This window comes from Bacillus sp. ms-22, from assembly GCF_009759805.1.
In the GTDB taxonomy this organism is placed as follows: domain Bacteria; phylum Bacillota; class Bacilli; order Bacillales; family Bacillaceae; genus Bacillus; species Bacillus xiamenensis.
This window is the reverse complement of the sequence record NZ_CP046653.1, coordinates 121,036-146,143: the sequence shown is the minus strand read 5'-3', so window position 1 is coordinate 146,143 and position 25,108 is coordinate 121,036. Positions and strand designations below refer to the sequence as shown.

The 25,108-nt window shown below is 41.2% G+C and carries 28 protein-coding genes; 27 read left to right on the top strand and 1 reads right to left on the bottom strand.

Going from position 1 to position 25,108, the window contains the following annotated elements:
* Positions 1-30 precede the first annotated feature (30 nt).
* The 8 genes from GPA07_RS00855 to rsmI are packed head-to-tail and all read left to right on the top strand — an operon-like array spanning position 31 to position 4,953.
* Positions 31-360, top strand: coding sequence for a cyclic-di-AMP receptor (locus GPA07_RS00855; RefSeq protein WP_071169204.1), 330 nt, complete (start codon positions 31-33; stop codon positions 358-360).
* 12 nt (positions 361-372) lie between these two features.
* A complete protein-coding gene (locus GPA07_RS00850) occupies positions 373-813 on the top strand; it encodes a YaaR family protein (protein ID WP_008357474.1) in 441 nt (146 codons plus the stop codon).
* Between the two features lie 11 nt (positions 814-824).
* Positions 825-1,814, top strand: a complete 990-nt coding sequence (gene holB, locus GPA07_RS00845) for a DNA polymerase III subunit delta' (RefSeq protein WP_008357472.1) — start codon at positions 825-827, stop codon at positions 1,812-1,814.
* Positions 1,815-1,816: 2 nt separating this feature from the next.
* Positions 1,817-2,644, top strand: a complete 828-nt coding sequence (locus GPA07_RS00840; protein WP_007496230.1) for a competence/sporulation regulator complex protein RicT — start codon at positions 1,817-1,819, stop codon at positions 2,642-2,644.
* A 14-nt stretch (positions 2,645-2,658) separates the two neighbouring features.
* On the top strand, positions 2,659-3,012 hold the full coding sequence (yabA, locus tag GPA07_RS00835) for a DNA replication initiation control protein YabA (protein WP_008357468.1): 354 nt from the start codon (positions 2,659-2,661) through the stop codon (positions 3,010-3,012).
* A 55-nt stretch (positions 3,013-3,067) separates the two neighbouring features.
* Positions 3,068-3,811, top strand: a complete 744-nt coding sequence (locus GPA07_RS00830; RefSeq protein WP_071168253.1) for a tRNA1(Val) (adenine(37)-N6)-methyltransferase — start codon at positions 3,068-3,070, stop codon at positions 3,809-3,811.
* Entirely contained in the window at positions 3,798-4,097 is a 300-nt protein-coding gene (locus tag GPA07_RS00825) for a GIY-YIG nuclease family protein (RefSeq protein ID WP_008357464.1), read from the top strand. The genes GPA07_RS00830 and GPA07_RS00825 overlap by 14 nt, the downstream gene beginning before the upstream one ends.
* On the top strand, positions 4,072-4,953 hold the full coding sequence (gene rsmI, locus GPA07_RS00820; protein WP_071168252.1) for a 16S rRNA (cytidine(1402)-2'-O)-methyltransferase: 882 nt from the start codon (positions 4,072-4,074) through the stop codon (positions 4,951-4,953). The genes GPA07_RS00825 and rsmI overlap by 26 nt, the downstream gene beginning before the upstream one ends.
* 44 nt (positions 4,954-4,997) lie before the next feature.
* On the opposite strand, the gene GPA07_RS00815 is transcribed toward rsmI, so the two are convergent.
* The gene (locus GPA07_RS00815; protein ID WP_087975202.1) at positions 4,998-5,288 is read right to left on the bottom strand and encodes a transition state genes transcriptional regulator AbrB; all 291 of its coding nucleotides are present in this window, start codon (positions 5,286-5,288) and stop codon (positions 4,998-5,000) included.
* Between the two features lie 518 nt (positions 5,289-5,806).
* Between GPA07_RS00815 and metG the strand changes: the two genes are divergently transcribed.
* The 19 genes from metG to spoVT all read left to right on the top strand — a co-directional run bounded on the left by metG (position 5,807) and on the right by spoVT (position 24,956).
* Complete coding sequence (gene metG / locus GPA07_RS00810; protein WP_157291872.1) at positions 5,807-7,807, top strand: methionine--tRNA ligase; 2,001 nt, start codon at positions 5,807-5,809, stop codon at positions 7,805-7,807.
* 81 nt (positions 7,808-7,888) lie between these two features.
* A complete protein-coding gene (locus GPA07_RS00805; RefSeq protein WP_008357458.1) occupies positions 7,889-8,656 on the top strand; it encodes a TatD family hydrolase in 768 nt (255 codons plus the stop codon).
* 244 nt (positions 8,657-8,900) lie between these two features.
* Entirely contained in the window at positions 8,901-10,103 is a 1,203-nt protein-coding gene (locus tag GPA07_RS00800; RefSeq protein ID WP_157291871.1) for a G5 and 3D domain-containing protein, read from the top strand.
* Positions 10,104-10,263: 160 nt separating this feature from the next.
* Positions 10,264-10,824, top strand: coding sequence for a ribonuclease M5 (gene rnmV / locus GPA07_RS00795; protein WP_008357453.1), 561 nt, complete (start codon positions 10,264-10,266; stop codon positions 10,822-10,824).
* Complete coding sequence (gene rsmA / locus GPA07_RS00790) at positions 10,817-11,695, top strand: 16S rRNA (adenine(1518)-N(6)/adenine(1519)-N(6))-dimethyltransferase RsmA (protein WP_008357451.1); 879 nt, start codon at positions 10,817-10,819, stop codon at positions 11,693-11,695. Before rnmV ends, rsmA begins: the two co-directional genes overlap by 8 nt.
* 134 nt (positions 11,696-11,829) lie before the next feature.
* Entirely contained in the window at positions 11,830-12,714 is an 885-nt protein-coding gene (gene yabG / locus GPA07_RS00785) for a sporulation peptidase YabG (RefSeq protein WP_008357449.1), read from the top strand.
* 213 nt (positions 12,715-12,927) lie between these two features.
* Complete coding sequence (veg, locus tag GPA07_RS00780) at positions 12,928-13,185, top strand: biofilm formation stimulator Veg (protein ID WP_003217979.1); 258 nt, start codon at positions 12,928-12,930, stop codon at positions 13,183-13,185.
* A gap of 161 nt (positions 13,186-13,346) precedes the next feature.
* Positions 13,347-13,532: a small, acid-soluble spore protein, alpha/beta type gene (locus GPA07_RS00775; protein WP_008357447.1), complete on the top strand. Its 186-nt coding sequence runs from the start codon at positions 13,347-13,349 to the stop codon at positions 13,530-13,532.
* 146 nt (positions 13,533-13,678) lie between these two features.
* Entirely contained in the window at positions 13,679-14,548 is an 870-nt protein-coding gene (gene ispE, locus GPA07_RS00770) for a 4-(cytidine 5'-diphospho)-2-C-methyl-D-erythritol kinase (protein ID WP_008357445.1), read from the top strand.
* 55 nt (positions 14,549-14,603) lie between these two features.
* Positions 14,604-15,437: a pur operon repressor gene (purR, locus tag GPA07_RS00765; RefSeq protein WP_008357442.1), complete on the top strand. Its 834-nt coding sequence runs from the start codon at positions 14,604-14,606 to the stop codon at positions 15,435-15,437.
* Between the two features lie 39 nt (positions 15,438-15,476).
* Positions 15,477-15,854, top strand: a complete 378-nt coding sequence (gene ridA / locus GPA07_RS00760) for a 2-iminobutanoate/2-iminopropanoate deaminase (protein ID WP_008341860.1) — start codon at positions 15,477-15,479, stop codon at positions 15,852-15,854.
* A gap of 224 nt (positions 15,855-16,078) precedes the next feature.
* A complete protein-coding gene (spoVG, locus tag GPA07_RS00755) occupies positions 16,079-16,375 on the top strand; it encodes a septation regulator SpoVG (protein ID WP_008357439.1) in 297 nt (98 codons plus the stop codon).
* A gap of 198 nt (positions 16,376-16,573) precedes the next feature.
* Positions 16,574-17,944 carry a bifunctional UDP-N-acetylglucosamine diphosphorylase/glucosamine-1-phosphate N-acetyltransferase GlmU gene (gene glmU / locus GPA07_RS00750; protein WP_071168249.1) on the top strand — a complete coding sequence of 457 codons (1,371 nt, stop codon included), beginning with the start codon at positions 16,574-16,576 and terminating at the stop codon, positions 17,942-17,944.
* 22 nt (positions 17,945-17,966) lie between these two features.
* Complete coding sequence (locus GPA07_RS00745) at positions 17,967-18,920, top strand: ribose-phosphate diphosphokinase (protein WP_008357434.1); 954 nt, start codon at positions 17,967-17,969, stop codon at positions 18,918-18,920.
* A 137-nt stretch (positions 18,921-19,057) separates the two neighbouring features.
* Positions 19,058-19,684, top strand: a complete 627-nt coding sequence (locus GPA07_RS00740; RefSeq protein ID WP_008357431.1) for a 50S ribosomal protein L25/general stress protein Ctc — start codon at positions 19,058-19,060, stop codon at positions 19,682-19,684.
* Positions 19,685-19,825: 141 nt separating this feature from the next.
* Positions 19,826-20,392: an aminoacyl-tRNA hydrolase gene (pth, locus tag GPA07_RS00735; RefSeq protein ID WP_008357429.1), complete on the top strand. Its 567-nt coding sequence runs from the start codon at positions 19,826-19,828 to the stop codon at positions 20,390-20,392.
* A gap of 55 nt (positions 20,393-20,447) precedes the next feature.
* Entirely contained in the window at positions 20,448-20,678 is a 231-nt protein-coding gene (locus GPA07_RS00730; RefSeq protein ID WP_003217967.1) for an anti-sigma-F factor Fin, read from the top strand.
* Positions 20,679-20,746: 68 nt separating this feature from the next.
* On the top strand, positions 20,747-24,280 hold the full coding sequence (gene mfd / locus GPA07_RS00725; RefSeq protein ID WP_008357426.1) for a transcription-repair coupling factor: 3,534 nt from the start codon (positions 20,747-20,749) through the stop codon (positions 24,278-24,280).
* Between the two features lie 139 nt (positions 24,281-24,419).
* Positions 24,420-24,956 carry a stage V sporulation protein T gene (gene spoVT / locus GPA07_RS00720; protein ID WP_008357424.1) on the top strand — a complete coding sequence of 179 codons (537 nt, stop codon included), beginning with the start codon at positions 24,420-24,422 and terminating at the stop codon, positions 24,954-24,956.
* Positions 24,957-25,108: the final 152 nt, after the last annotated feature.

The window sequence follows — 25,108 nt, the reverse complement described above, 5'->3', positions numbered from 1 at the left end:
CCTGTGCCTAAAACGAAGGAGGCCAATCAAATGAAATTAATTGTTGCCGTTGTACAGGACCAAGATAGCAGCAAGTTGTTGAAGATATTGACTGAACATCAATTCGGCGTGACAAAATTAGCTTCAACTGGCGGGTTTTTAAAGTCTGGAAATACGACTTTTATCATTGGTTGTGATGATGTCAGAGTAGATAAAGCATTGCAGCTTATCAAGGAAAATTGCCGTAAACGTGATCAAATGATCGCACCTGTATCGCCAATGGGTGGAAATGCTGACTCATACGTACCATACCCTGTTGAAGTTGAAGTTGGTGGAGCCACAGTCTTTGTTCTACCAGTTGAACAATTTCATCAATTTTAAGGATGGGTTGCTGTGAAAATTAATCAAGATATGCGGCTGCTTTTGGAAAAACGTGAACTTCAGGCGATGAAAGGAAGCCAAACTTCCTCTTCATTTAAATCATCTATGGAAACACAAAGCGGAAAGATGCGTTTAGAGCAGCTGACCGTCATGCTGAGTGATATCGAAGTGTTCGGTAAAAAGCTGACAAAGTCACGAAATCTAAAGGATTTAGCCAGATTTAAAGGGCTGGTGAAGCGCTTTGTGAAAGAGACAGTCGATAATGGATTAAATATAGAGACATCAAGGAGCTTTGACCTTTATGGCAACACGCGAACACTTGCTTTAGTCAAAGCATTAGATGAAAAACTTATTGAATTAACAGAGGATATGATGAATCAAGAGAAGCCCTCTCTTGATTTGCTTGAACGTATTGGAGAAATAAAAGGTTTATTGATTAACCTTTACACATAGAGAGTGATAACATGGCAATTAGCTGGGATGACATGAATGATTTGCAGCCGCGCGTCATGCGGCTGATTTTTAATAGTATTGATAAAGACCGACTGGCTCATGCTTATTTATTTGAAGGGAAGAAAGGGACAGGAAAGCTAGATGCTGCGCTGCTTTTGGCTAAGAGCTTTTTTTGCTTGGAAGCAGGAGTGAAACCATGTGAGTCCTGTCAAAACTGCAAAAGGATTCAGTCTGGTAACCATCCAGATTTACATCTAGTGCAGCCTGATGGCCAATCAATTAAGAAAGCGCAAGTGCAGGCTTTGCAGGAGGAATTTACAAAAGCAGGTGTAGAGTCGCACCGAAAAATGTATATCATTCTTCATGCGGACAAAATGACGGTCAATGCCGCGAACAGTTTATTAAAGTTCCTAGAGGAGCCTAACCGGGAAACGATGGCGGTTTTAATCACTGAGCAATCGCATAAAATGCTGGATACGATTATTTCAAGGTGTCAGATGCTTAGCTTTCAGCCGCTTCAGCCACAATCCTTAGAGCAGCAGCTTTTACAGGAAGGTGTATCTCAGCATCTTGCAAGGCTTTTGTCGAATTTAACCAATAATTTGGCAGAAGCACTCGAATTAAGTCGAAATGATCAGTTTGCAGAGTCTAGAGCGAAAGTGATAAAATTGTATGAAGTCTTACACCAGCGAAAAGAACATGCATTTTTTTATATACAAGATCAATGGGTGCCTTTTTTCAAAGAGAAAGACCTTCAAGAAACAGGTCTGGATATGCTTTTATTTATATATCGTGATGTATTGTCGATTCAAATAGGAAATGAAGATAAAGTCATTTATCAAGACTTATTCCAGACAATGAAGCAGCACGCGCTGCATTCCACACAGCAGATGGTGACGAATCAGATCCTCGCTGTATTAGAAGCGAAAAAGAGACTTCAATCCAACGTGAATGCCCAAGGGCTAATGGAGCAATTGGTGTTGATGTTGCAGGAGGGATAAGCTTGTACAACGTAATTGGTGTTCGCTTTAAAAAAGCGGGCAAAATCTATTATTTCGATCCTAATGGATTTCATATAGAAAATGATAGTTGTGTCATTGTAGAAACGGTCAGAGGTGTTGAGTACGGACAAGTGGTCATCGCGAATAAAAAAGTAGATGAACATGATGTGGTGCTCCCTTTGCGTAAGGTGATTCGTGTAGCTGATGAACGTGACCGGCTCATCGTTGAGGAGAACAAAGAAGCAGCGATGGCAGCCTTTGATACATGTCTTCAGAAGGTCAGTGAACACGGCCTGGAAATGAAGCTAGTCGATGTCGAATTTACATTTGACAGAAACAAGGTCATCTTCTATTTCACAGCGGACGGCAGAGTCGATTTCCGTGAGCTGGTGAAGGATCTTGCATCTATCTTTAAGACGCGAATTGAACTTCGCCAGATCGGTGTAAGAGACGAGGCGAAAATGCTGGGTGGTATTGGTCCTTGTGGACGAATGCTTTGCTGTTCAACATTCTTAGGAGATTTTGAACCTGTGTCCATTAAAATGGCAAAAGATCAAAACCTCTCGTTAAACCCTACGAAAATTTCAGGACTTTGCGGCCGTTTGATGTGCTGCTTGAAATATGAGAATGATGAGTATGAAACAGCAAAAGAACAATTACCGGATATCGGTGAAACGATTCAGACGTCTAATGGCTCTGCAAAGGTAGTAGGGCTCAATATTTTAGAACGAATTTTGCAAGTTGAATTAACCGGGCAAGAAAAAGTGATAGAATATACTTGGGAAGAATTATTACAAGAAGGCGTTGTATCTGCACAAACAACTGAGTAACGAGGTGTGCCACCTTGGATAAAAAGGAACTATTTGATACGGTGATTAATCTAGAAGAACAAATCGGTTCTCTTTATCGACAGCTAGGTGATTTGAAAAATCATATTGGTGAAGTGATTGAAGAAAATCATCAGCTTCAGATGGAGAATCAGCATTTGCGTGAACGTCTGGATCAATCCGATCGAGACAAATCGTCTGAGGCGGGGGATGATCCTGCCCAGAAGCCAAGTCATTCTGATATAGGAGAAGGTCATGATAACCTGGCTCGGTTATATCAGGAGGGCTTCCATATTTGTAATGTACATTATGGGAGCATTCGCAAAGAGGGAGACTGTTTGTTCTGTCTGTCATTTTTAAATAAAAAATGAGAAAAGGCTTCCGCTGAATCGGGAGCCTTTTTCACAGGAAAAGAAAGGATACATCATGGTTTCGTTAAGAGAAGATGAACGTTTAGACTACTTGCTTGCAGAAGATATGAAAATTATTCAAAGTAAAACAGTGTTCGCCTTTTCATTGGATGCGGTATTATTAGCAAAATTTGCGTATGTGCCGATTCAAAAAGGGGAGATCATCGATCTTTGTACAGGAAATGGCATCGTTCCATTGCTGCTCTCGACTCGATCTAAAGCTTCTATTACAGGGGTTGAAATTCAAGAGCGCCTTTTTGATATGGCCAAGAGGTCTGTTGAGCATAATCAACTAGAGCATCAGATTGAATTGATTCATGGTGATTTGAATGATATGCCAAAACGGTACGGAAACCACAAAGTAGACGTGATTACATGTAACCCGCCATATTTTAAAACGCCTTCTAAGGATGAAATCAATGAAAATGAGTATTTGGCGATCGCACGACATGAGATTCATTGTACATTAGAGGATGTCATTCGTGTTTCTTCCACGTTGCTGAAGCAAGGGGGCAAACTGGCAATGGTTCACCGCCCTGGACGGTTGCTTGAAATTGTTGAAATGATGAAGAAATACCGAATTGAGCCAAAACGAATTCAATTTGTTTACCCTAAACAAGGAAAAGAAGCCAATACCATCTTAGTAGAAGGCATAAAGGATGGAAAACCAGATTTGAAAATCCTGCCACCGCTTTTTGTTTATGGAGAAGACCAAGAGTATACAGAAGAAATCAGGACGATACTGTATGGAGAAGCATAATCATTACTTCTATGTATTGAAATGTGCAGATGGCAGTTTGTATGCTGGGTATACAAATGATCTACAAAAAAGACTGACTACCCATAATAGCGGAAAGGGTGCAAAGTATACAAGAGCGAGACGGCCGGTCGAGCTTTATTACCATGAATGCTTTCCAACCAAAAGAGAAGCCATGCAGCAGGAATATCGTTTTAAGACTTGGACACGTCGAAAGAAAGACATGTATATAGAGGACATGCGAATGAAAAAGGAGGCGGCACATGAACAAGACACAGAAAAGCTTTGATGGTCAATCAGAGATGGGCATTCTTTATCTCGTTCCAACCCCGATTGGGAACTTAGAAGATATGACGTTTCGAGCGATACAAACGTTAAAAGATGTAGACTATATTGCCGCAGAAGATACGAGACAAACGAAAAAGCTTTGTCACGTCTATGAAATTGATACACCGTTAACGAGTTATCATGAGCATAATAAAGAGAGCAGCGGCCACAAGTTAATCGAATGGTTAAAAGAAGGAAAAAATATTGCACTCGTGAGCGATGCGGGTTTGCCGACGATTTCTGATCCAGGAGCTGAAGTGGTTCGAGACTTTACAAGCATCGGAGGCTATGTCATTCCGTTACCTGGTGCAAACGCAGCACTAACGGCGCTCATTGCATCAGGGATCGCACCACAGCCATTTTTCTTTTACGGTTTTCTTGATCGACAAAAAAAGGAAAAGAAAAAACAACTGGAAGCATTGAAGAAACGAAAAGAAACGATTATTTTCTATGAAGCGCCCCACCGGTTAAAAGAAACGCTGACTGTGATGAAGGAAGTATGGGGAAACCGAAATATTGCCATTACGAGAGAACTGACGAAAAAATTCGAAGAGTTTATTCGTGGAGATTTAGAATACGTGCTGACATGGGCGGCGGAGCATCAAATCCGAGGTGAGTTCTGTCTTGTTGTACAAGGGAATGATCAGGATGAAGAAGAGCTGAATGAAGAAGCTTGGTGGAAGTCCTTATCTGAAAAAGAACACGTGATCCATTACATAGAGGAAGGATTAACGTCGAAGGAAGCCATAAAACGTGCAGCAGTCGAACGTGGTGTGCCAAAGCGCACACTATACGATGCTTATCATATTGAACAATAAAGAAAGGTTCTTGCAAACGGTGCAAGAACCTTTTTATATGAAACTTATTTTTGTGATTGAAGTTGATTTTGGATTTCGTTAATGATTTGCTCTGCACCTTCACGGCTAAGAACTAATTTACCATTAGCAAGTTTAAGGTTATCGTCTGATACTTCACCTGTTACTTGGCAAGTCATATTTGGCTTATATTTTTTTAGGATAATTTTTTCATCATCAACATAGATTTCCAAAGCGTCTTTTTCAGCAATTCCTAACGTACGGCGAAGTTCGATTGGAATCACCACGCGCCCTAATTCGTCAACTTTACGTACAATACCTGTAGATTTCATCTTCATTCTCCTCCCAAAAAGTTCTTATTCTTAATATAATATTATCTTCGTCATTATTCGACAAATTCCTTACATTCCTAGCATAACAAGGTTTCCATAAATCGTCAATCATTTTGTTTACTATTGTTTGTAAAATATGACTCTTAAAGTTAAAGGACCGTGAAACTCTTGGTTTATAAGGATTTTTTGAACTTCATCAATAAAAATATGATAAATGACGATAACAGATTAACGAGACTTTTGCCCTAATTTAGACAATTGTAAATCTGGAAATAGATATCATACGACAATATTCGACAAAATGTCGAGCGGTTTGTCGTTTTTTTCGAAAAACTCATCTTTTTCGATCATTTCATTCTCTTCTATGTATATATGCTTGATCTTAAAGGCTAAGATGGTATCATAGAGAAAGCACAAGTTCAAAACATAATGAAATGATCTGCCACATTTTAATCAAGTAATGATAACCGCTCTCGTCCATTGGGCGGGAGTTTTTGACATTTACACACGCAGGAGGTTCCGACATGCCGGAAAAGAAAAAAACGTTTTATCTGACAACACCTATTTACTATCCGAGCGGAAAATTACATATTGGACATGCCTATACGACGGTGGCAGGGGATGCCCTGGCTCGTTATAAACGTCTTCAAGGCTATGATGTGATGTATTTAACTGGTACAGATGAGCACGGACAAAAAATTCAGCAAAAAGCTGAAGAACAAAATATTACACCGATTGAGTATTTAGATCCAGTCGTTGCAGATATTAAATCTTTATGGAAGAAACTCGACATTTCAAATGATGATTTCATTCGTACAACGGAAAAAAGACATACGAAAATCATTGAACAAGTCTTCCAAAAGCTGCTTGATCAAGGAGATATCTATTTAGATCAATATGAGGGCTGGTACAGTATTCCTGATGAAACGTTCTATACGGAAACACAGCTTGTTGATATTGAGCGAAATGAGAAAGGGGAAGTCATTGGCGGGAAAAGCCCAGACAGTGGACACCCTGTTGAATTGATTAAAGAGGAGTCATATTTCTTCCGTATGAGCAAGTATGCGGATCGTTTACTGGACTATTATGAAAAGAACCCATCGTTCATTCAGCCTGAATCAAGAAAGAATGAAATGATCAATAACTTCATTAAACCGGGATTAGAGGATTTAGCTGTATCAAGAACAACCTTTGATTGGGGCATTAAAGTACCTAATAATCCGAAACACGTCATCTATGTATGGATTGATGCGCTATTCAACTATTTAACAGCGATTGGCTATGGAACCGACCAGGATGAAAAATATAAAAAATATTGGCCTGCCAACGTGCACCTTGTAGGGAAAGAAATTGTACGTTTCCATACCATTTACTGGCCGATTATGCTGATGGCACTTGATCTGCCGCTGCCGAAACAAATTTTCGCACACGGCTGGCTTCTGATGAAAGATGGCAAAATGTCTAAATCAAAAGGGAACGTCGTAGATCCGGTCACATTAATTGACCGCTATGGTCTTGATGCCCTTCGTTATTATCTGCTTCGTGAAGTCCCATTTGGCGCTGACGGTGTGTTTACACCCGAAGGATTCGTGGAACGTGTAAACTATGACCTTGCCAATGATTTAGGCAACTTGCTTAACCGCACAGTGGCGATGGTGCAAAAATATTTTGACGGTACATTAAGCAGCTATAAGGGTCCTATCAATGAGTTTGATGAAGAACTGAAGGCTGTGGCTGAACAAACGGTGAAAGCTTATGAAGAAGCGATGGAGAACCTCGAATTCTCGGTGGCTCTTTCAAATGTTTGGACATTAATCAGCAGAACGAATAAATATATTGATCAAACAGCTCCATGGGTGTTAGCGAAGGATGAAACAAAACGAAAAGAACTGCATTCTGTGATGTACCATTTAGCAGAGTCCCTTCGAATGACAGCAGTGCTATTAACACCATTCTTAACAAAAACACCAGAGAAAATCTTCTTCCAGCTTGGAGTTGAAGATGAAAAACTCAAAAGCTGGGAAAGCATTCTTTCTTTCGGTGCGATCCAAAAAACGACGGTGCAAAAAGGTGAGCCATTGTTCCCTCGTTTAGAGGTTGAAGAAGAAGTGGCATACATTAAAGAGAAAATGCAAGGAAGTGCACCTAAGGTAGAAGAAGAGAAGATTGAAATAGAAGAAACAGAATTACCAGAGCTGGGAGCTGAAATTGCATTTGATGATTTTTCGAAAGTCGATCTCCGGGTCGCACAAGTATTGGAAGCAGCCCCAGTTAAAAAAGCTGATCGTCTCTTAAAGCTTCAGCTTGATTTTGGATTTGAAAAAAGACAAATTGTTTCAGGGATTGCCAAGCATTATCAGCCAGATGAATTGGTAGGGAAAAAGCTCGTTTGCGTAGCGAATCTCACGCCGGTTAAGTTGAGAGGGGAAATTTCCCAGGGAATGATTTTAACCGGAGAAACTGGTGGTAAATTGCAGGTTCTTGAAGTGGATCAATCTCTAGCAAATGGAACAAAAATTTTATAAATCAACAAAGGTGTTCCACGTGTAACATTTCGTCGAACACCTTTTGTTTTTTAGGGGAATTGTCGAAAGGAGCCATCAACGATGTTATTTGATACACATGCCCATTTAAATGCTGAACAATATAAAGAAGACTTAGAACAGGTGATTGAAAGAGCAAAAAGTGAAAAGGTAGAGAAAATCGTGGTAGTCGGGTTTGATCGACCAACCATTACGAGAGCGATGGAATTAATTGAGGCGTATGACTTTATTTATGCTGCTATCGGCTGGCATCCCGTTGATGCCATTGATATGACAGATGAAGATTTGGCTTGGATCAAAGAATTATCTCAACATGAAAAGGTCGTAGCCATTGGAGAGATGGGTCTAGATTACTATTGGGACAAGTCGCCAAAAGATGTGCAAAAAGAAGTCTTTAGACGTCAAATTGCTCTTGCAAAGGAAGTGAACTTGCCAATCATCATTCATAACCGTGACGCTACGGAAGATGTGGTGACGATCTTAAAAGAAGAGGGAGCAGCGGAAGTTGGAGGTATTATGCACTGCTTTACAGGAAGCCTTGAAATTGCAAAAGCGTGTATGGAAATGAACTTTTATATTTCATTCGGTGGACCTGTGACATTTAAAAATGCCAAAAAACCGAAGGAAGTTGTAAAGGACATACCAAGTGATCGTCTATTGATTGAAACAGACTGTCCGTATTTAACTCCGGCGCCATTTAGAGGGAAACGCAATGAGCCGAGCTATGTGAAATATATCGCAGAACAAATTGCGGAATTACGAGACATCAGCTTTGAAGAGCTTGCTGAATTGACAACAGAAAATGCGAAAAAAGTTTTCCGTATAAACTGACAGTATATGATGTCAATCCTTGTTTAAGCTTGTCCATTGGTGAAACATAACCAAAAAGTTCTACACGTTTGCGCCTCCTCATAGGATAAGTTGTCGATAAGTCTTTCTTCCCTTCCTTCCATAAATCTCCCATAATAGGTTTACAATCGTGCATTTTTGTACAGTGGGTGGAAGGGTTGACAGGTTTTGAGATACTCTATATAATCTCTCCGAGGAGAAGGAGGCGTTTTTCATCGTACAAAAAATGAAAAATCTGTTTTCTGTCAGGCTAGGAAAAAGCAAGGTTTTATTGTTAGTCGCTTGCTTGCTTTTAGCTGGAACTGGGACGGCTTACGGTGCGCATGAGTTCACTAAGCAGTCTATTACCATTTCAATCAATGGCAAAGAGAAGACAATTCGTACACATGAAGAGACAGTAGCACAGCTGCTTTCAGACCTTGGAATAAGGACCAGGGCGGAGGATCATATCTCTCCAAGTCTAAATACAAAGATTAAAGACAACATGAACATTGTGTATGATGCGGCTATACCGGTTCATCTTACCCTAGATGGGAAAAAGAAAACGATATGGACAACAGATCAGACGGTTGGAGCATTATTGAAGAATGAGAAGATAGATATTGGGGAGCACGATCAAGTCACTCCAGGAAAGAATGACAAGATTAAAAAGAATATGGATCTTGTGGTTCAGCAGGCCTTTCAGGTCAGCTTAAATGATGGAGGGAAGGATAAAAAAGTGTGGACCACTTCGACTACGGTCGCTGACTTTTTAAAGCAACAAGAGCTGAGGCTCAAGAAGCACGATAAGATCAAACCTGCGTTACATAGCAGTCTTTCTAAAAAAAGCGCAGATGTTCAGATCACTCGGGTGGAAAAAGTCACCGATGTAGTGGAAGAGAAAATTGCTTTTGATACCAAACATAAAAAGGATCAATCTCTAGAACAAGGAAAAGAGAAGGTACTTGAAAAAGGTGAAGAAGGTAAATTGAAGAAGCACTATGCCATTGTGAAAGAAAACGGCAAAGTGGTGTCTAAAGAATTAATGAAAGAAGTAACTGAAAAAGACAGTAAGGATCGTTTAGTGGCCATTGGTACACAAGTGTCCAAGAAGGAGCCTAAAGCGTCCCCTGCGGTTTCAAGAAGTAATGAATCGTCAGGAAAAGAGTTTTATGTGGCGTCAACAGCCTATACAGCGAGCTGTGCTGGATGTACGGGCAGAACGTCTACAGGTTATAATTTAAAAGCAAATCCAGGTGCAAAGGTTATAGCAGTTGATCCGAGTGTCATTCCGCTAGGCTCTAAAGTGTATGTGGAAGGCTATGGATATGCCATTGCGTCAGACACTGGATCTGCTATAAAAGGAAATAAAATTGATGTGTTCGTTCCAAGTAAGTCGGCAGCTTATCAATGGGGAAATAAACGAGTGAAAATTAGAGTGCTCAAATAAACGCATCAAATCATTTATATGAACAGAGGGCTTTGCGCACCCTCTGTTTTTTTGGTTATAATAGAAGCACTGTTTTCTAATTAATTAGACGCAAAAACAGCATGGAAGGTTTCATTTTTTGACAAAAAAATGTAGATTGTTTTTGCAAGCGGAGGAATAAATGAAAATCAAAGAAATTATTGTGGTGGAGGGTCGTGATGACACTGCTAGAGTGAAGATGGCGGTTGATGCAGATACGATCGAGACAAACGGATCTGCCATTGGCGATGCCGTCATTCAACAAGTGCGCCTTGCTCAAAAGACGAGAGGGGTCATTATTTTAACAGATCCTGATTTTCCTGGTGAGAAGATCCGTAAAACCATCGCAGAAGCGGTTCCTGGCTGTAAGCACGCTTTTTTGCCAAAACACCTTGCAAAAGCGAAGCGGGACAAAGGAATTGGTGTCGAACATGCTTCCTTGGACAGTATTCGGGATTGTCTTGCCCATGTCCATGAGGAAATGGAAGAATCCGAGAGCGACATTACATTAGACGACTTATTTGACGCAGGCCTTATCGGAAGCGATGCATCGAAACGTCGCCGTGAACGACTAGGTGTGCTTTTAAATATAGGATATACCAATGCGAAGCAGCTGCAAAAGCGCCTTCACATGTTTCAAATAACCAAACAGGATTTTATTGCGGCCTTAAAGACCGTCATGCAGGAGGAAGCCGATGAATAAAGATATTGCGACACCCATCAGAACGAAGGAAATACTGAAGAAGTACGGTTTCTCTTTTAAAAAGAGCTTAGGACAGAACTTTTTAATTGATACGAATATTTTGGATCGCATTGTCGATCATGCAGAGATTACGGATGAGACCGGCGTGATTGAAATTGGGCCTGGTATCGGTGCATTGACAGAACAGCTCGCTAAGCGGGCAAAAAAAGTCACAGCGTTCGAAATTGATCAGCGCCTATTGCCGATTTTAAACGACACGCTTTCTCCATATGATAATGTCACCATCATTCATCAAGATGTGTTGAAGGCGGATGTAAGAAAGGTGATGGAAGAACAGTTTGCTGACTGTAAAGAAGTCATGGTCGTAGCAAACCTTCCATATTACGTGACAACACCGATTATTATGAAACTGCTTGAAGAAAACCTTCCATTAAAAGGGATTGTGGTCATGCTGCAAAAAGAAGTAGCAGATCGGATGGCAGCTGCCCCTTCATCAAAGGAATATAACTCGTTGTCTATTGCGGTTCAATTTTATACGGAAGCGAAAACAGTGATGGTTGTGCCGAAAACGGTTTTTGTCCCACAGCCAAATGTGGATTCAGCTGTTATCAAACTAACCGTTCGTGAAACACCTGCTGTCTCAGTAGACAATGATGCGTTTTTCTTTCAATTGATTCGTGCGAGCTTTGGCCAGCGCCGGAAAACATTGATGAATAATCTGATGAACAATCTGCCTGATGGTAAGAAGCATAAAGCCATCATTGAAGAAGCGCTACAAACAGCCGAGATTGATGGAAAGCGCCGCGGTGAATCATTATCCATTGATGAATTTGCCCGTTTATCGAACGTTCTACACAAAGCCCTATTTTAAGGGCTTTTTTCTTTTGGTTTTCACCACTTCAGCTGTTCGGGCATAGGCTAGAAAGAACAACACACATGAAAGACGAACATGTTTAGCGCAAGACGATACCAACAGGATATGAGCCTGATTGTGGAGTGAAAAGCATGCAATTTCAAATAGGAGATATGGTGACGAGGGCATCCTATCAGATGGATATTATGTTTCGTATTATTCGAATTGATGAGACAGACCAGCACGAAGCCACCGCCATTTTGCATGGGAATGAAGTAAGGCTGATTGCGGATGCAAAGATGTCAGACTTGGTCTTGATTCAAAAAGAGGAGCAGCTGACAAGAGAGAAGGACGATGAACGGAAAATTAACGAATCGCTCGACTTACTCAGGCAGGATTATCAGCTGCTTCGTGAAAAACAAGAGTATTATACGTCTGGACAATATCAGCATCAGGAACAGTATTTTCACATGCCAGGAAAGGTCCTTCATTTAGATGGAGATGCTTCATACTTAAAGAAATGCTTAGATGTATATGAGAGAATTGGTGTACCTGTGTATGGTGTGCATTGCCACGAGAAGAAAATGCCAAGCATGATTGACTCGTTAATTGATCAATATCGACCTGATATTTTGGTCATCACAGGACATGATGCATATTCCAAGCAAAAGGGCGGCGTACAAGATATCGGTGCATATCGTCATTCTCGTCATTTTGTTGAAACGGTTCAAAAGGCAAGAAGGAAGGTTCCACATTTAGATCAGCTCGTGATCTTTGCAGGAGCCTGTCAATCTCATTTTGAATCATTAATCCAAGCTGGTGCTAATTTTGCAAGCTCACCCTCACGTGTTAACATCCATGCACTCGATCCCGTCTATATTGTTGCGAAGATCAGCTTCACTCCATTTGTAGATCGAATCAACGTGTGGGATGTGCTCCGAAATACGTTAACAAGAGAAAAAGGCCTCGGAGGAATTGAAACGAGGGGTGTTTTAAGGGTAGGTATGCCATATAAAAGAGACCATGAATCGACATAACCTGACTGATTTCAGTCTGGTTTTTTTTATGTTCTAAAAGAAATTTCATATCAATACATAATTCACCGGAATTTGAGAAAAATAGGGAGAAGAAAAGGTAGAAGTTTGTCAAAAATATTTTGTTGACAATGGCTCGTGTTGGTTGATATAATTTAATTTTTATTTGACAAAAATGGGCCGTTGTTGTATAATTATCTCAGTGAGGTGGATGCAATGGCGAAGACTTTGTCCGACATCAAAAGATCGCTTGATGGTAACTTAGGTAAACGTTTGACGTTAAAGGCTAACGGAGGCCGCCGAAAAACAATTGAGCGTTCGGGCATTTTAGCTGAAACGTACCCTTCTGTTTTTGTGATTCAATTAGATCAAGATGAGAATTCGTTTGAAAGAGTTTCTTACAGTTATGCAGATATACTGACTGAGACGGTCGAATTAACGTTCGATGATACCGCTAGCTCAGTCGCCTATTAATGGGCAGTAAACTTCTTGTTTACTGCTTTTTGTTTTGCCTTTTTTCGTATGGGACTCTGTCCATTATTTGAAAGGGGTAAAAGAAAGGGTTCGATACAAAATAAGAAAGCCACGACCTCAGTGGCAATGATTCGAATTCTCGACTAAAGGGGCTGTTTCGTTTGGGTAGACGCCGAGGCATTATGTCAGAAGAGTTCAAATACGAGCTGGCGAAGGATCTTGGATTTTATGATACCGTCAAAAATGGGGGCTGGGGAGACATTCGCGCGCGTGACGCAGGTAATATGGTCAAACGTGCCATCGAATTAGCTCAACAGCACATGGCTCAGGATGAGAATCAACGATAAAGAACTGGTCAGGGATACCTTGGGTGTCTCTGGCCTTTTTTGTTGAAAATGAAGTGTGCTAAGGCGTAAAAGCCAATATTCATCAGAACCATCAAATGTGATACAATATTGATACTTATGTTTAGATGGAGAAGTAGGTGAAATGTTTGCGTATTTTAGAAAAAGCACCGGCAAAAATTAATCTCTCACTTGATGTTCATGGAAAAAGACCGGATGGATATCACGAAGTGGAGATGGTGATGACAACAATAGATCTTGCAGATCGACTAGAGCTGACGGAGCTGGACAAAGACGAAATCCGTGTATCATCTCATAATCGGTTTGTGCCGGATGATCAACGGAATTTGGCTTATCAGGCGGCTAAATTACTAAAAACGAGATTCGGTATCCAAAAAGGCGTATCGATTGTCATCACAAAAGCAATTCCTGTCGCAGCAGGTTTAGCTGGGGGCAGCAGTGATGCCGCTGCAGCACTTCGCGGCTTAAACCGTTTGTGGAAGTTAAATCTTACGTTAGATGAACTAGCTGAGCTTGGAGCGGAGATCGGCTCAGATGTCTCTTTTTGTGTACACGGAGGGACAGCGCTAGCAACAGGACGTGGAGAGAAACTGAAACATATTGCGACACCACCGCATTGCTGGGTGATTTTAGCGAAGCCGGTGATAGGGGTATCTACAGCTGAGGTCTACAGACAATATGACGCAAGCAAAGTAGAACACCCAAATGTACAGCGTATGATTGAAGCCATTGAAGCGAAAGATTATAAAGAGATGTGTAACTCACTCGGTAACGTTCTGGAATCTGTAACATTAAAGATGTATCCAGAAGTCGATATGATTAAGAGACAGATGAAACGTTTCGGAGCAGATGCTGTATTAATGAGTGGTAGCGGACCCACTGTGTTTGGCTTGATTCAATATGAATCGAAGGTGCAAAGAATATATAACGGACTGAGAGGATTTTGTGATCAAGTTTACGCTGTCCGATTGATCGGCGAACAAAATGCCCTTGATTAAATCCGTATATTAAGTTATATTATTCATAAATTATTCGGATTCTGGGGGTAAGTTCATGAAGTTTCGTCGAAGCGGCAGATTGGTGGACTTAACAAATTATTTGCTAACAAACCCGCACGTACTAGTGCCGTTAACATTTTTTGCAGAACGATATCAATCTGCGAAGTCCTCCATTAGTGAAGACTTAACGATTATCAAACAGACCTTCGAGCAGCAGGGAATAGGAACTTTGCTTACTGTACCTGGTGCTGCTGGCGGAGTGAAATATATTCCAAAGATTCACCTAGAAGAAGCAGACGAAGTAGTAAACGATATCGGAGAGGCTTTATCAACTCCTGAACGTGTGCTTCCTGGCGGTTATTTATATTTAACCGATGTTTTAGGGAATCCATCAATTCTTGCGAAAATCGGTAAGCTTTTTGCGACCATCTTTGCGGATCGTGCGATTGATGTGGTCATGACCGTTGCGACGAAAGGCATTCCAATTGCCTATTCTGTTGCAGGTTATTTAAATGTGCCTGTTGTGATCGTGAGAAAAGACAATAAGGTAACCGAAGGATCGACTGTTAGTATTAACTACGCATCAGGTTCTTCTAACCGTATTCAAACCATGTCACTTGCAAAGCGAAGCTTAGATAAAGGATCGAATGTCCTGATCATTGATGACTTTATGAAAGCGGGCGGAACCATTAATGGCATGATGAATTTGCTTGAGGAATTTAATGCGAATGTTGCAGGGATCGGTGTTCTTTTAGAAGATGAGGGCGTAGATGAACGCCTGGTTGATGAATATGTATCGCTATTAAAACTTTCAACGATTGATATGAAGCAGAAGATCATTGAGATCAATGAAGGCAATTTTCACGAGTTTTTTCATTCGAAAGCTTAAGCATTAAATCAAACATGTATTTGAATGGGAGAGATTGATATGACAAAAGTTGTTCAAACGAAAAACGCACCAGCAGCCATTGGACCTTACTCTCAAGGAATCATCGTCAATAACATGTTTTACAGCTCAGGCCAAATTCCATTAACGCCAGCTGGAGATTTTGTAAATGGAGATATTAAAGAACAAACACATCAAGTGTTCCATAATCTTAAAGCCGTCCTTGAAGCAGCGGGTGCTTCCTTTGAAACAGTCGTGAAAGCAACGGTTTTCATTAAGGATATGGAACAATTCGCTGAAGTGAATGAAGTGTACGGTGAATACTTCCATACGCATAAGCCAGCTCGTTCATGTGTAGAAGTAGCAAGACTTCCAAAGGATGCGCTTGTAGAAATTGAAGTGGTCGCATTAGTGAAATAAACAGGCAGTCTCAATAAAAGCCGCTTGGTTTGATTTTATGCACGAAAAGGCATCATCATGATGTCTTTTTTTGCACAGAAAATGTAAGCGCCGTCATCAAAATGACAAAAAATGTATAAATATCCCGATATTTCAAAAAAAGTTTAAAAAAAGAGCAGGAGAATCACTACAATCGTTGAATACCTAATTAATGCTTTTATATTGGGAAAAGGTGGTGAACTACTGTGGAAGTTACTGACGTAAGATTACGCCGCGTGAATACCGATGGTCGCATGAGGGCGATTGCATCCATCACGCTGGACCACGAATTTGTTGTTCATGATATTCGTGTGATTGATGGAAATAATGGGTTGTTTGTTGCAATGCCTAGCAAACGCACGCCTGATGGAGAGTTTCGTGATATTGCACATCCAATTAACTCAAGCACTCGGGGTAAAATCCAGGATGCTGTTTTAAATGAATATCATCGCTTAGGCGAAGAAGAAGAAACAATTGAATATGAAGAAGCTGGGGCTTCTTAATCATATGTGAATCTAAAAAGACAGCTTTAAGAGAAAATGGAATGTTTCTTTTAAATGCTGTCTTTTTTGCGTTTTTCCTCATATTTCTTCTGGTTTTGAACCGTTAGAAAATTATTGTACTTCCTCTTGTATCCTTGAAATCAGTCCTTATTTAGGATATATTTTTCTATGGATAATAGGGATATTGGAGGCCAATCAATGGATAAGCGGTTCGCAGTGATTTTAGCAGCGGGAAAAGGAACAAGAATGAAGTCAAAGCTATACAAAGTACTTCATCCAGTTTGCGGAAAGCCAATGGTCGAGCATGTGGCTGATGAAGTGTTAAAGCTTTCTTTAGCCAAGCTAGTGACGATTGTCGGTCATGGGGCAGAGGACGTCAAAGAGCAGCTTGGGGATAGAAGTGAATATGCACTTCAAGAAGAACAGCTGGGAACAGCACATGCCGTCAAACAAGCAAAGTCGTTTCTCGCAAAGGAAAAGGGAACAACCATTGTCATTTGTGGAGATACGCCATTATTGACAGCGGAAACAATGGAAGCCATGCTAAGCGAGCATCAAAAGCATCAAGCGAAAGTCACTATTTTAACAGCGCGTGCGGAAGACCCGACAGGTTATGGTCGTATTATTCGTGATGAAACCGGTGCTGTTGTGAAAATTGTGGAGCATAAAGACGCAAATGATGCGGAACGTCAAGTGAATGAAATTAATACCGGGACCTATTGCTTTTCAAATGAAGATCTCTTCCGTGTGATTGAGCAGGTGTCAAATGAAAATGCACAGGGTGAATACTATTTGCCGGATGTCATTGAGATTTTAAAAAATGAAGGGCAAACAGTTGCAGCTTATCAAACACCGCATTTTGAAGAAACACTTGGAGTCAATGATCGTATCGCTCTATCACAAGCAGAGCAATTCATGAAGCGCCGTATTAATCATCAGCATATGAAGAATGGTGTGACCTTGATTGATCCTGAGAACACGTATATCTCGCCAGATGCTGTCATCGGTGAAGATACAATCATTTATCCTGGGACGGTTATCAAAGGGAATGTAAAAATTGGTACAGACGCCACAATTGGGCCGAATACTGAAATTGTTGATAGCATAATCGGAGATCGGACAGTGATTAAGCAATCTGTTGTCTGCGATAGTGAAGTTGGAGTAGATGTGACAATTGGACCGTTTGCTCATATTCGCCCATTGTCGAAAATTGGCAATGAAGTGAAGATCGGGAATTTTGTCGAAATCAAGAAAACGGTTTTCGGTGACCGAAGCAAAGCGTCTCACCTAAGCTATATTGGAGATGCAGAGGTCGGAACGGATGTAAACCTTGGCTGTGGATCCATTACAGTTAATTATGATGGGAAGAACAAATTCTTAACAAAGATTGAAGATGGCGCCTTTATTGGCTGCAATTCAAATCTCGTTGCACCAGTCACTGTCGGAAAAGGGGCATATGTTGCAGCCGGTTCAACGGTAACAGAAGATGTTCCGCAGGATGCACTGTCTATTGCTAGAGCAAGACAAGTCAATAAAGAAGATTATGTGAAAAATATTCATAAAAAATAATCCAAATACCCGGAGGTTTACCATGTCTAATCGTTATGCTGATGCGAATTTAAAGATTTTCTCTTTGAATTCAAACCCTGAACTTGCTAAAGAAATTGCCGAGCGTATCGGAGTTGATCTAGGAAAGAGCTCTGTTAAACGTTTTAGTGACGGTGAAGTCCAAATTAATATTGAAGAAAGTATTCGCGGCTGTGACTGTTATGTCATTCAATCAACAAGTGCGCCAGTGAATGAGCACATTATGGAACTGCTTATTATGGTTGATGCCCTAAAACGTGCGTCTGCGAAAACTGTCAACATTGTCATCCCTTATTATGGATACGCACGTCAAGATCGTAAGGCAAAACCTCGTGAGCCGATTACTGCGAAGCTTTTTGCAAACTTACTAGAAACAGCAGGTGCTACACGTGTGATTGCACTTGACCTGCATGCGCCGCAAATCCAAGGTTTCTTTGATATTCCAATCGATAACTTAATGGCAGTGCCAATCTTAACAAACTATTTCGAACAGAAAAACTTGAATGATATCGTCGTCGTGTCTCCAGACCACGGTGGTGTGACGCGTGCACGTAAAATGGCAGACCGCCTGAAAGCGCCAATCGCCATTATCGACAAACGCCGTCCGAAGCCAAACGTTGCTGAAGTGATGAACATCATTGGTAACATCGAAGGCAAAACAGCGATTCTCATTGATGATATCATTGACACAGCTGGAACGATTACACTAGCAGCAAATGCGCTCGTTGAAAATGGAGCGGCTGAAGTATATGCTTGCTGTACTCACCCAGTATTGTCTGGACCAGCGGTAGAACGCATCACAAACTCTAAAATCAAAGAATTGGTTGTCACCAACAGTATTCACTTAACAGATGACAAGAAAGTAGATAAATTCATTCCACTTTCAGTTGGGCCTTTGCTTGCAGAAGCCATCATCCGTGTGCATGAAGAAGAATCTGTTAGCTACCTTTTCAGCTAATTCTCTTATCAAAAAGGCCCTAGGGATAAACTTAGGGTCTTTTTGCTTTAATAAATGAAAGCCAAACATGTTTAAAATGATTCAGTTATGGGTATTTATGAAAGTAGTGACAAAAAAGAAATAGGATGGTGCTGAATATGGCAACTTTAAAAGCAAATAAAAGAACTGATTTCAAACGTTCCACACTGCAAAAAATCCGTCATTCAGGACATGTTCCTGGTGTCATATACGGAAAAAATACAGACAACCTAGCTGTTTCATTAGACAGCATTGATTTATTAAAGACATTACGTGATGAAGGGAAAAATACAATCATCACATTAGATGTTGGCGGTGAAACAAAATCTGTGATGGTCACAGAATTACAAACAGATCCGCTTAAAAATGAGCTCGTCCACGCCGATTTCCAAGTGGTCGACTTACAGCAGGAAATCGAGGCAGATGTACCGGTACAACTCATTGGTGAATCCAAAGGTGTAAAAGATGGCGGTGTGCTTCAGCAGCCACTATTTGAGTTATCTATTACAGCGAAACCAAAGGATATCCCGCAAAATATCGAAGCTGATATTACAAACTTAGAAGTAAATGACGTACTAACAGTCGGTGATCTGCCTGTTCAGTCTACGTATCAAATTAATAATAATCCAGAAGAAGTTGTTGCTTCTATCTTACCGCCTCAGCAATCCAAGGTTCCAGAGCCAGATAGCGAAGATGAAACGCAAGAGCCTGAGGCAATTAAAGAAAAAGACGACAACGAAGAATAACTGGTCAATTAGAGACGTAACCCTCCCGCGGTTGCGTCTTTTGTGCTAGAATGAAAAGAATTCATACGTTTTTGGATGAGGCAATCACATTGGCTCATTTTTTAGGCGTGTGCATGTGCGACAAAGGAGGTTGTTGGTTTCATGATTGCGTTCGTCGGATTGGGCAATCCAGGAAGAGAATATGAAAAAACAAGACATAATGTCGGGTTTATGACAATAGATGAACTATCAAAAAAATGGGACATCCCATTAAATCAATCAAAATTCCATGGACAATATGGAACTGGGTTTGTTTCGGGGCAAAAGGTTCTACTTGTTAAGCCTCTTACATATATGAACTTATCAGGGGAATGCGTGCGTCCGCTGATGGATTATTATGATATTCCCCTTGAGAATTTGAAGGTCATCTATGATGATCTTGATTTGCCAACTGGGCGGATTCGTTTGCGTACAAAGGGAAGTGCAGGCGGACATAATGGAATCAAATCGTTGATTCAGCATTTAGGTTCACCTGAGTTTGACCGATTTCGCATTGGCATTGGCCGGCCGCAAAACGGCATGAAGGTCGTCGATTACGTACTAGGACGATTCTCTGATGAGGAACAGCCTGACATCTCATCAGCTATTCAAGCGTCTGTTGAGGCTTGTGAGGCGGCTTTAACAAAGCCATTTTTAGAAGTGATGAATGATTTTAACAAGAAGGTATAAGAATGATAAGCAAAGCACATACTGATCATAAAATCTCAGCATGGGAGGATCACGTATGGCTTTGCACTATTACTGCCGGCACTGTGGTGTAAAGGTTGGCAGTCTAGATGAATCTGCTGTCCAAAGTGAAGCACTTGGATTTCATCACTTAACAAATGAGGAAAGAAACGATATGATTTCTTATAGGGAAAATGGTGATTTACATGTACAAACCATTTGTGAGGATTGCCAAGAGGCGCTCGAAAGAAATCCTGATTACCATCAGTATCATACCTTTATTCAATAAAAAAGCTTTGGTGTAGATATTAGACCAAAGCGTTTTTCTGTTTTAAACAAGCAGGGAGGAGGAGCCAAATGAAAAACATACAAACATTTATCAAACAAAGTGATGATTTTCAGTCCATTTTTAATGGGCTAAAGGAAGGGTTAAAAGAACAGCTGCTCGCCGGATTATCAGGCTCCGTCAGATCTTTATTTACAGCCACCATATCAGACGAACTAAAGCGGCCGATGTTTATTGTGACCCACAACTTATATCAGGCGCAGAAGGTGACAGATGATCTCACAAGTGTGATGCCGGATCGCTCAGTTCTTCTTTATCCTGTCAATGAACTTATTGCATCTGAGATTGCTGTGGCAAGTCCTGAGCTTAGAGCACAGCGTCTTGATGTCCTGAATCGGCTTGCAAATGGAGAAAACCCGATCGTCGTTGCTCCGGTAGCCGCGGTGCGTAGAATGCTTCCGCCAGTTGAACTCTGGAAGGAGAGTCAGATCCATTTAAAGATCGGTGAAGAAATTGATTTGGAGGCGTTTTCAAAACAGCTTGTTCAAATTGGTTATGACCGGACATCTATGGTTGCTGCGCCTGGAGATTTTAGTGTGCGCGGAGGAATCATTGACATTTATGCGTTAACGGAAGATCATCCGATTCGTATTGAGCTGTTTGATACAGAAGTGGACTCTATTCGGACCTTCCACTCTGACACGCAGCGTTCACTGGAGTCCCTTCAGGAAATCAATATTGGTCCAGCGAAAGAGCTGATTGTAAGAGGTCCAGAACGAGTGAGAGCGATTGAACAGCTTGACGAAGGACTTGCGAAAAGCTTAAAGAAATTCAACTCTGATAAACAAAAAGAGCTGCTGCATCAAAATATTTCTGCTGATCGAGAGAAGCTGCTAGAAGGCATTGTGACACAAGAAATGACGAAGTACCTGTCCTATTTCTATGAAAAGCCTGCTAGTTTGCTAGATTATACATCGCAGGATACGATTATTATTCTAGATGAAATCAGCAGAATTCAGGAGATGGAAGAACAGCTTGAACAGGAAGAAGCAGATTGGACAATTGGTCTGCTTGAAGAAGGGAACATTCTGCATGATTTAACACTTTCCTTCCCATTCCAAGAGCTGATCAATCAGCAATCAAGATCGATTCTGTACTATTCCTTGTTTTTGAGACATGTTCAGCAGACGAATCCGCAAAATATCGTCAATGTATCTAGTAAGCAAATGCAGAATTTCCATGGGCAGATGAATGTGCTTGCAAGCGAAATCGAACGCTACAAAAAGCAGAATTATACGGTTGTCTTTTTAGGTGCGGATGAAGAGCGCACAGAGAAGCTGTCATCTGTCTTACATGATTATGACATTGAAGCGGCTCTTGCCAAACCGGACGCTGAGCTTGTAAGCGGGCAAGTGTATATTTTACAAGGTGAGCTGCAAACAGGCTTTGAACTGCCTTTATCAAAAATTGCAGTCATCACAGAAGGTGAGCTTTTCAAGAAACGTGTGAAGAAGCAGGCACGCAAGCAAAAGCTGACGAACGCAGAGCGAATCAAAAGCTACTCAGAGCTTCAAGTGGGCGATTATGTGGTGCACATTAACCACGGGATCGGTAAGTATTTAGGAATTGAAACGCTTGAAATCGGCGGCATTCATAAGGATTATTTAAATATTCATTATCAAGGAAGCGACAAGCTTTATGTACCGGTTGAACAAATTGATCAGGTGCAGAAGTATGTAGGATCTGAAGGAAAAGAGCCCAAGCTGTACAAATTGGGCGGCAGTGACTGGAAACGCGTAAAGAAAAAAGTGGAATCATCTGTTCAGGACATTGCAGATGATCTCATTAAGCTGTATGCAGAACGTGAAGCGAGCAAAGGGTATGCCTTCTCGCCTGATCATGAGATGCAGCGCCAGTTTGAATCTGCGTTCCCTTACCAAGAAACAGAAGATCAAATTCGTTCGATTCATGAAATCAAACAAGACATGGAGCGGGAGCGTCCAATGGATCGCCTGCTTTGTGGAGATGTGGGATATGGAAAAACAGAGGTGGCGATTCGAGCGGCCTTCAAAGCCATTGCAGACGGGAAGCAGGTAGCACTCCTTGTACCAACAACGATCTTAGCGCAGCAGCATTTTGACACGATTATGGACAGATTCCAAGACTACCCTGTCAAAATCGCTCAACTTAGCCGCTTCCGTACACGAAAAGAAACAACAGAAACATTAAAAGGGCTGAAAAACGGAACGATTGATATGGTCATCGGGACACACCGTCTTCTTTCAAAAGACATCGTCTACAAGGATTTAGGGCTGTTGATCATTGATGAAGAGCAGCGCTTTGGTGTGACGCATAAAGAGAAAATTAAGCAAATGAAAGCCAATATTGATGTACTGACATTAACGGCAACGCCCATTCCGCGTACGCTCCATATGTCAATGCTTGGCGTACGTGACCTATCCGTTATCGAAACGCCGCCTGAAAACCGTTTTCCTGTTCAAACCTATGTTGTCGAGTACAATGGCGCTTTAGTCAGAGAGGCGATAGAGCGGGAACTAGCACGAGGTGGCCAAGTGTATTTCCTTTACAACCGTGTGGAGGACATTGAACGGAAAGCGGATGAAATCTCAATGCTCGTTCCAGACGCGAAAGTTAGCTATGCACACGGGAAAATGAGTGAGAACGAGCTGGAATCCGTCATGATCAATTTCCTTGAAGGTGAATCGGATGTACTCGTCAGTACAACGATTATTGAAACGGGCGTAGACATTCCAAATGTGAACACGCTCATTGTACATGATGCAGATAAAATGGGGCTTTCTCAGCTGTACCAGTTAAGAGGACGAGTTGGGCGCTCGAATCGTGTTGCTTATGCTTATTTCACTTATCGAAAAGACAAAGTGCTTTCTGAAGTAGCAGAGAAAAGACTTCAGGCCATTAAAGAATTCACTGAGCTTGGATCAGGATTTAAGATTGCGATGCGTGACTTAACGATTCGTGGAGCAGGTAACTTACTTGGTGCACAGCAGCATGGATTTATTGATTCTGTTGGATTCGATCTTTACTCTCAAATGCTGAAAGAAGCGATTGAAGAAAGAAGGGGCGATACGACTGCTCAAGAAAAATTTGAGCCGGAAATTGACCTCCAAATTGATGCCTATATTCCAGATAGCTATATTTCGGATGGCAAGCAAAAGATCGAGATGTATAAACAGTTTAGAGCGATTAGTTCCATTGAAGAACGGAAAGAGCTTCAAGAAGAAATGATTGACCGATTCGGTGAATATCCGCAAGAAGTGGCTGATTTGTTCACGATCGCGACGATGAAAGTGTACGCTGTGCAAGAACGTGTCGAGCTGATCAAGATGGAGAAAGGGATTGTCAGACTCACCCTTGATGAGAAAGCAAGCAGTGAAATCGATGGTCAAAAATTATTTGAGCTCGGCAGCCAATATGGACGTGATATCGGTCTTGGAATGGAAGGCAGCAAGCTGATTATTTCTGTCCAAACGAAAGGGAAGAAAACCGAGGAGTGGCTTGAGATGGTTCTTCGTATGCTTCGAGGTCTTCAAGATGTGAAAAAAGAAACCATTCCATCTTCATAAAATTTTGTTGGTCTCTCATGTATATTACGTTTGATGTGACGGATACTAAACTCAGGGTCAAGTGGTGAATGTTGCATAAAGTGGACGCTTTTGTTCCATTCACCCAACACATCATCAAACGAAAGAGAGGCAGCAGTGAATGAAAGCAACTGGAATTGTACGCCGTATCGATGATTTAGGTAGAGTGGTTATACCGAAGGAAATTCGCAGAACATTGCGTATCCGGGAAGGAGATCCGCTTGAGATTTTTGTCGACCGCGATGGAGAAGTGATTTTGAAGAAGTATTCACCGATTAGTGAGCTAGGAGACTTTGCGAAGGAATATGCTGATGCATTATTCGACAGTTTGGGCCATTCCATCCTCATCTGTGATCGTGATACGTATATTGCTGTATCTGGCAGTTCGAAAAAAGAATACTTAAACAAATCCATTAGTGACTTAATTGAACGAACTATAGATCAGCGAAATTCTGTGTTAGAGGACAGCAAGAAAGAGATTCAACTTGTCGATGGTATTGATGATGACGTATCTGCTTATACCATTGCACCTATTGTTGCAAACGGAGATCCAATTGGCGCCGTCGTCTTATTTTCTAAAGAGCGTTCAATGGGGGAAGTGGAGCATAAAGCGGCAGAAACGGCAGCTGGCTTCTTAGCCCGTCAAATGGAACATTAGGTCTAATAATTCTATATCATTTTGATGAAACGAAGAATGCCGATAAAATCATTTGATTTTATCGGCGTTTTTTATATAGGTGAAACAAAAGGGCGAATGTGTCGTCTACTCCTTAGAAAGAAACGGCTTGTGATTGACGTATGATATAATGA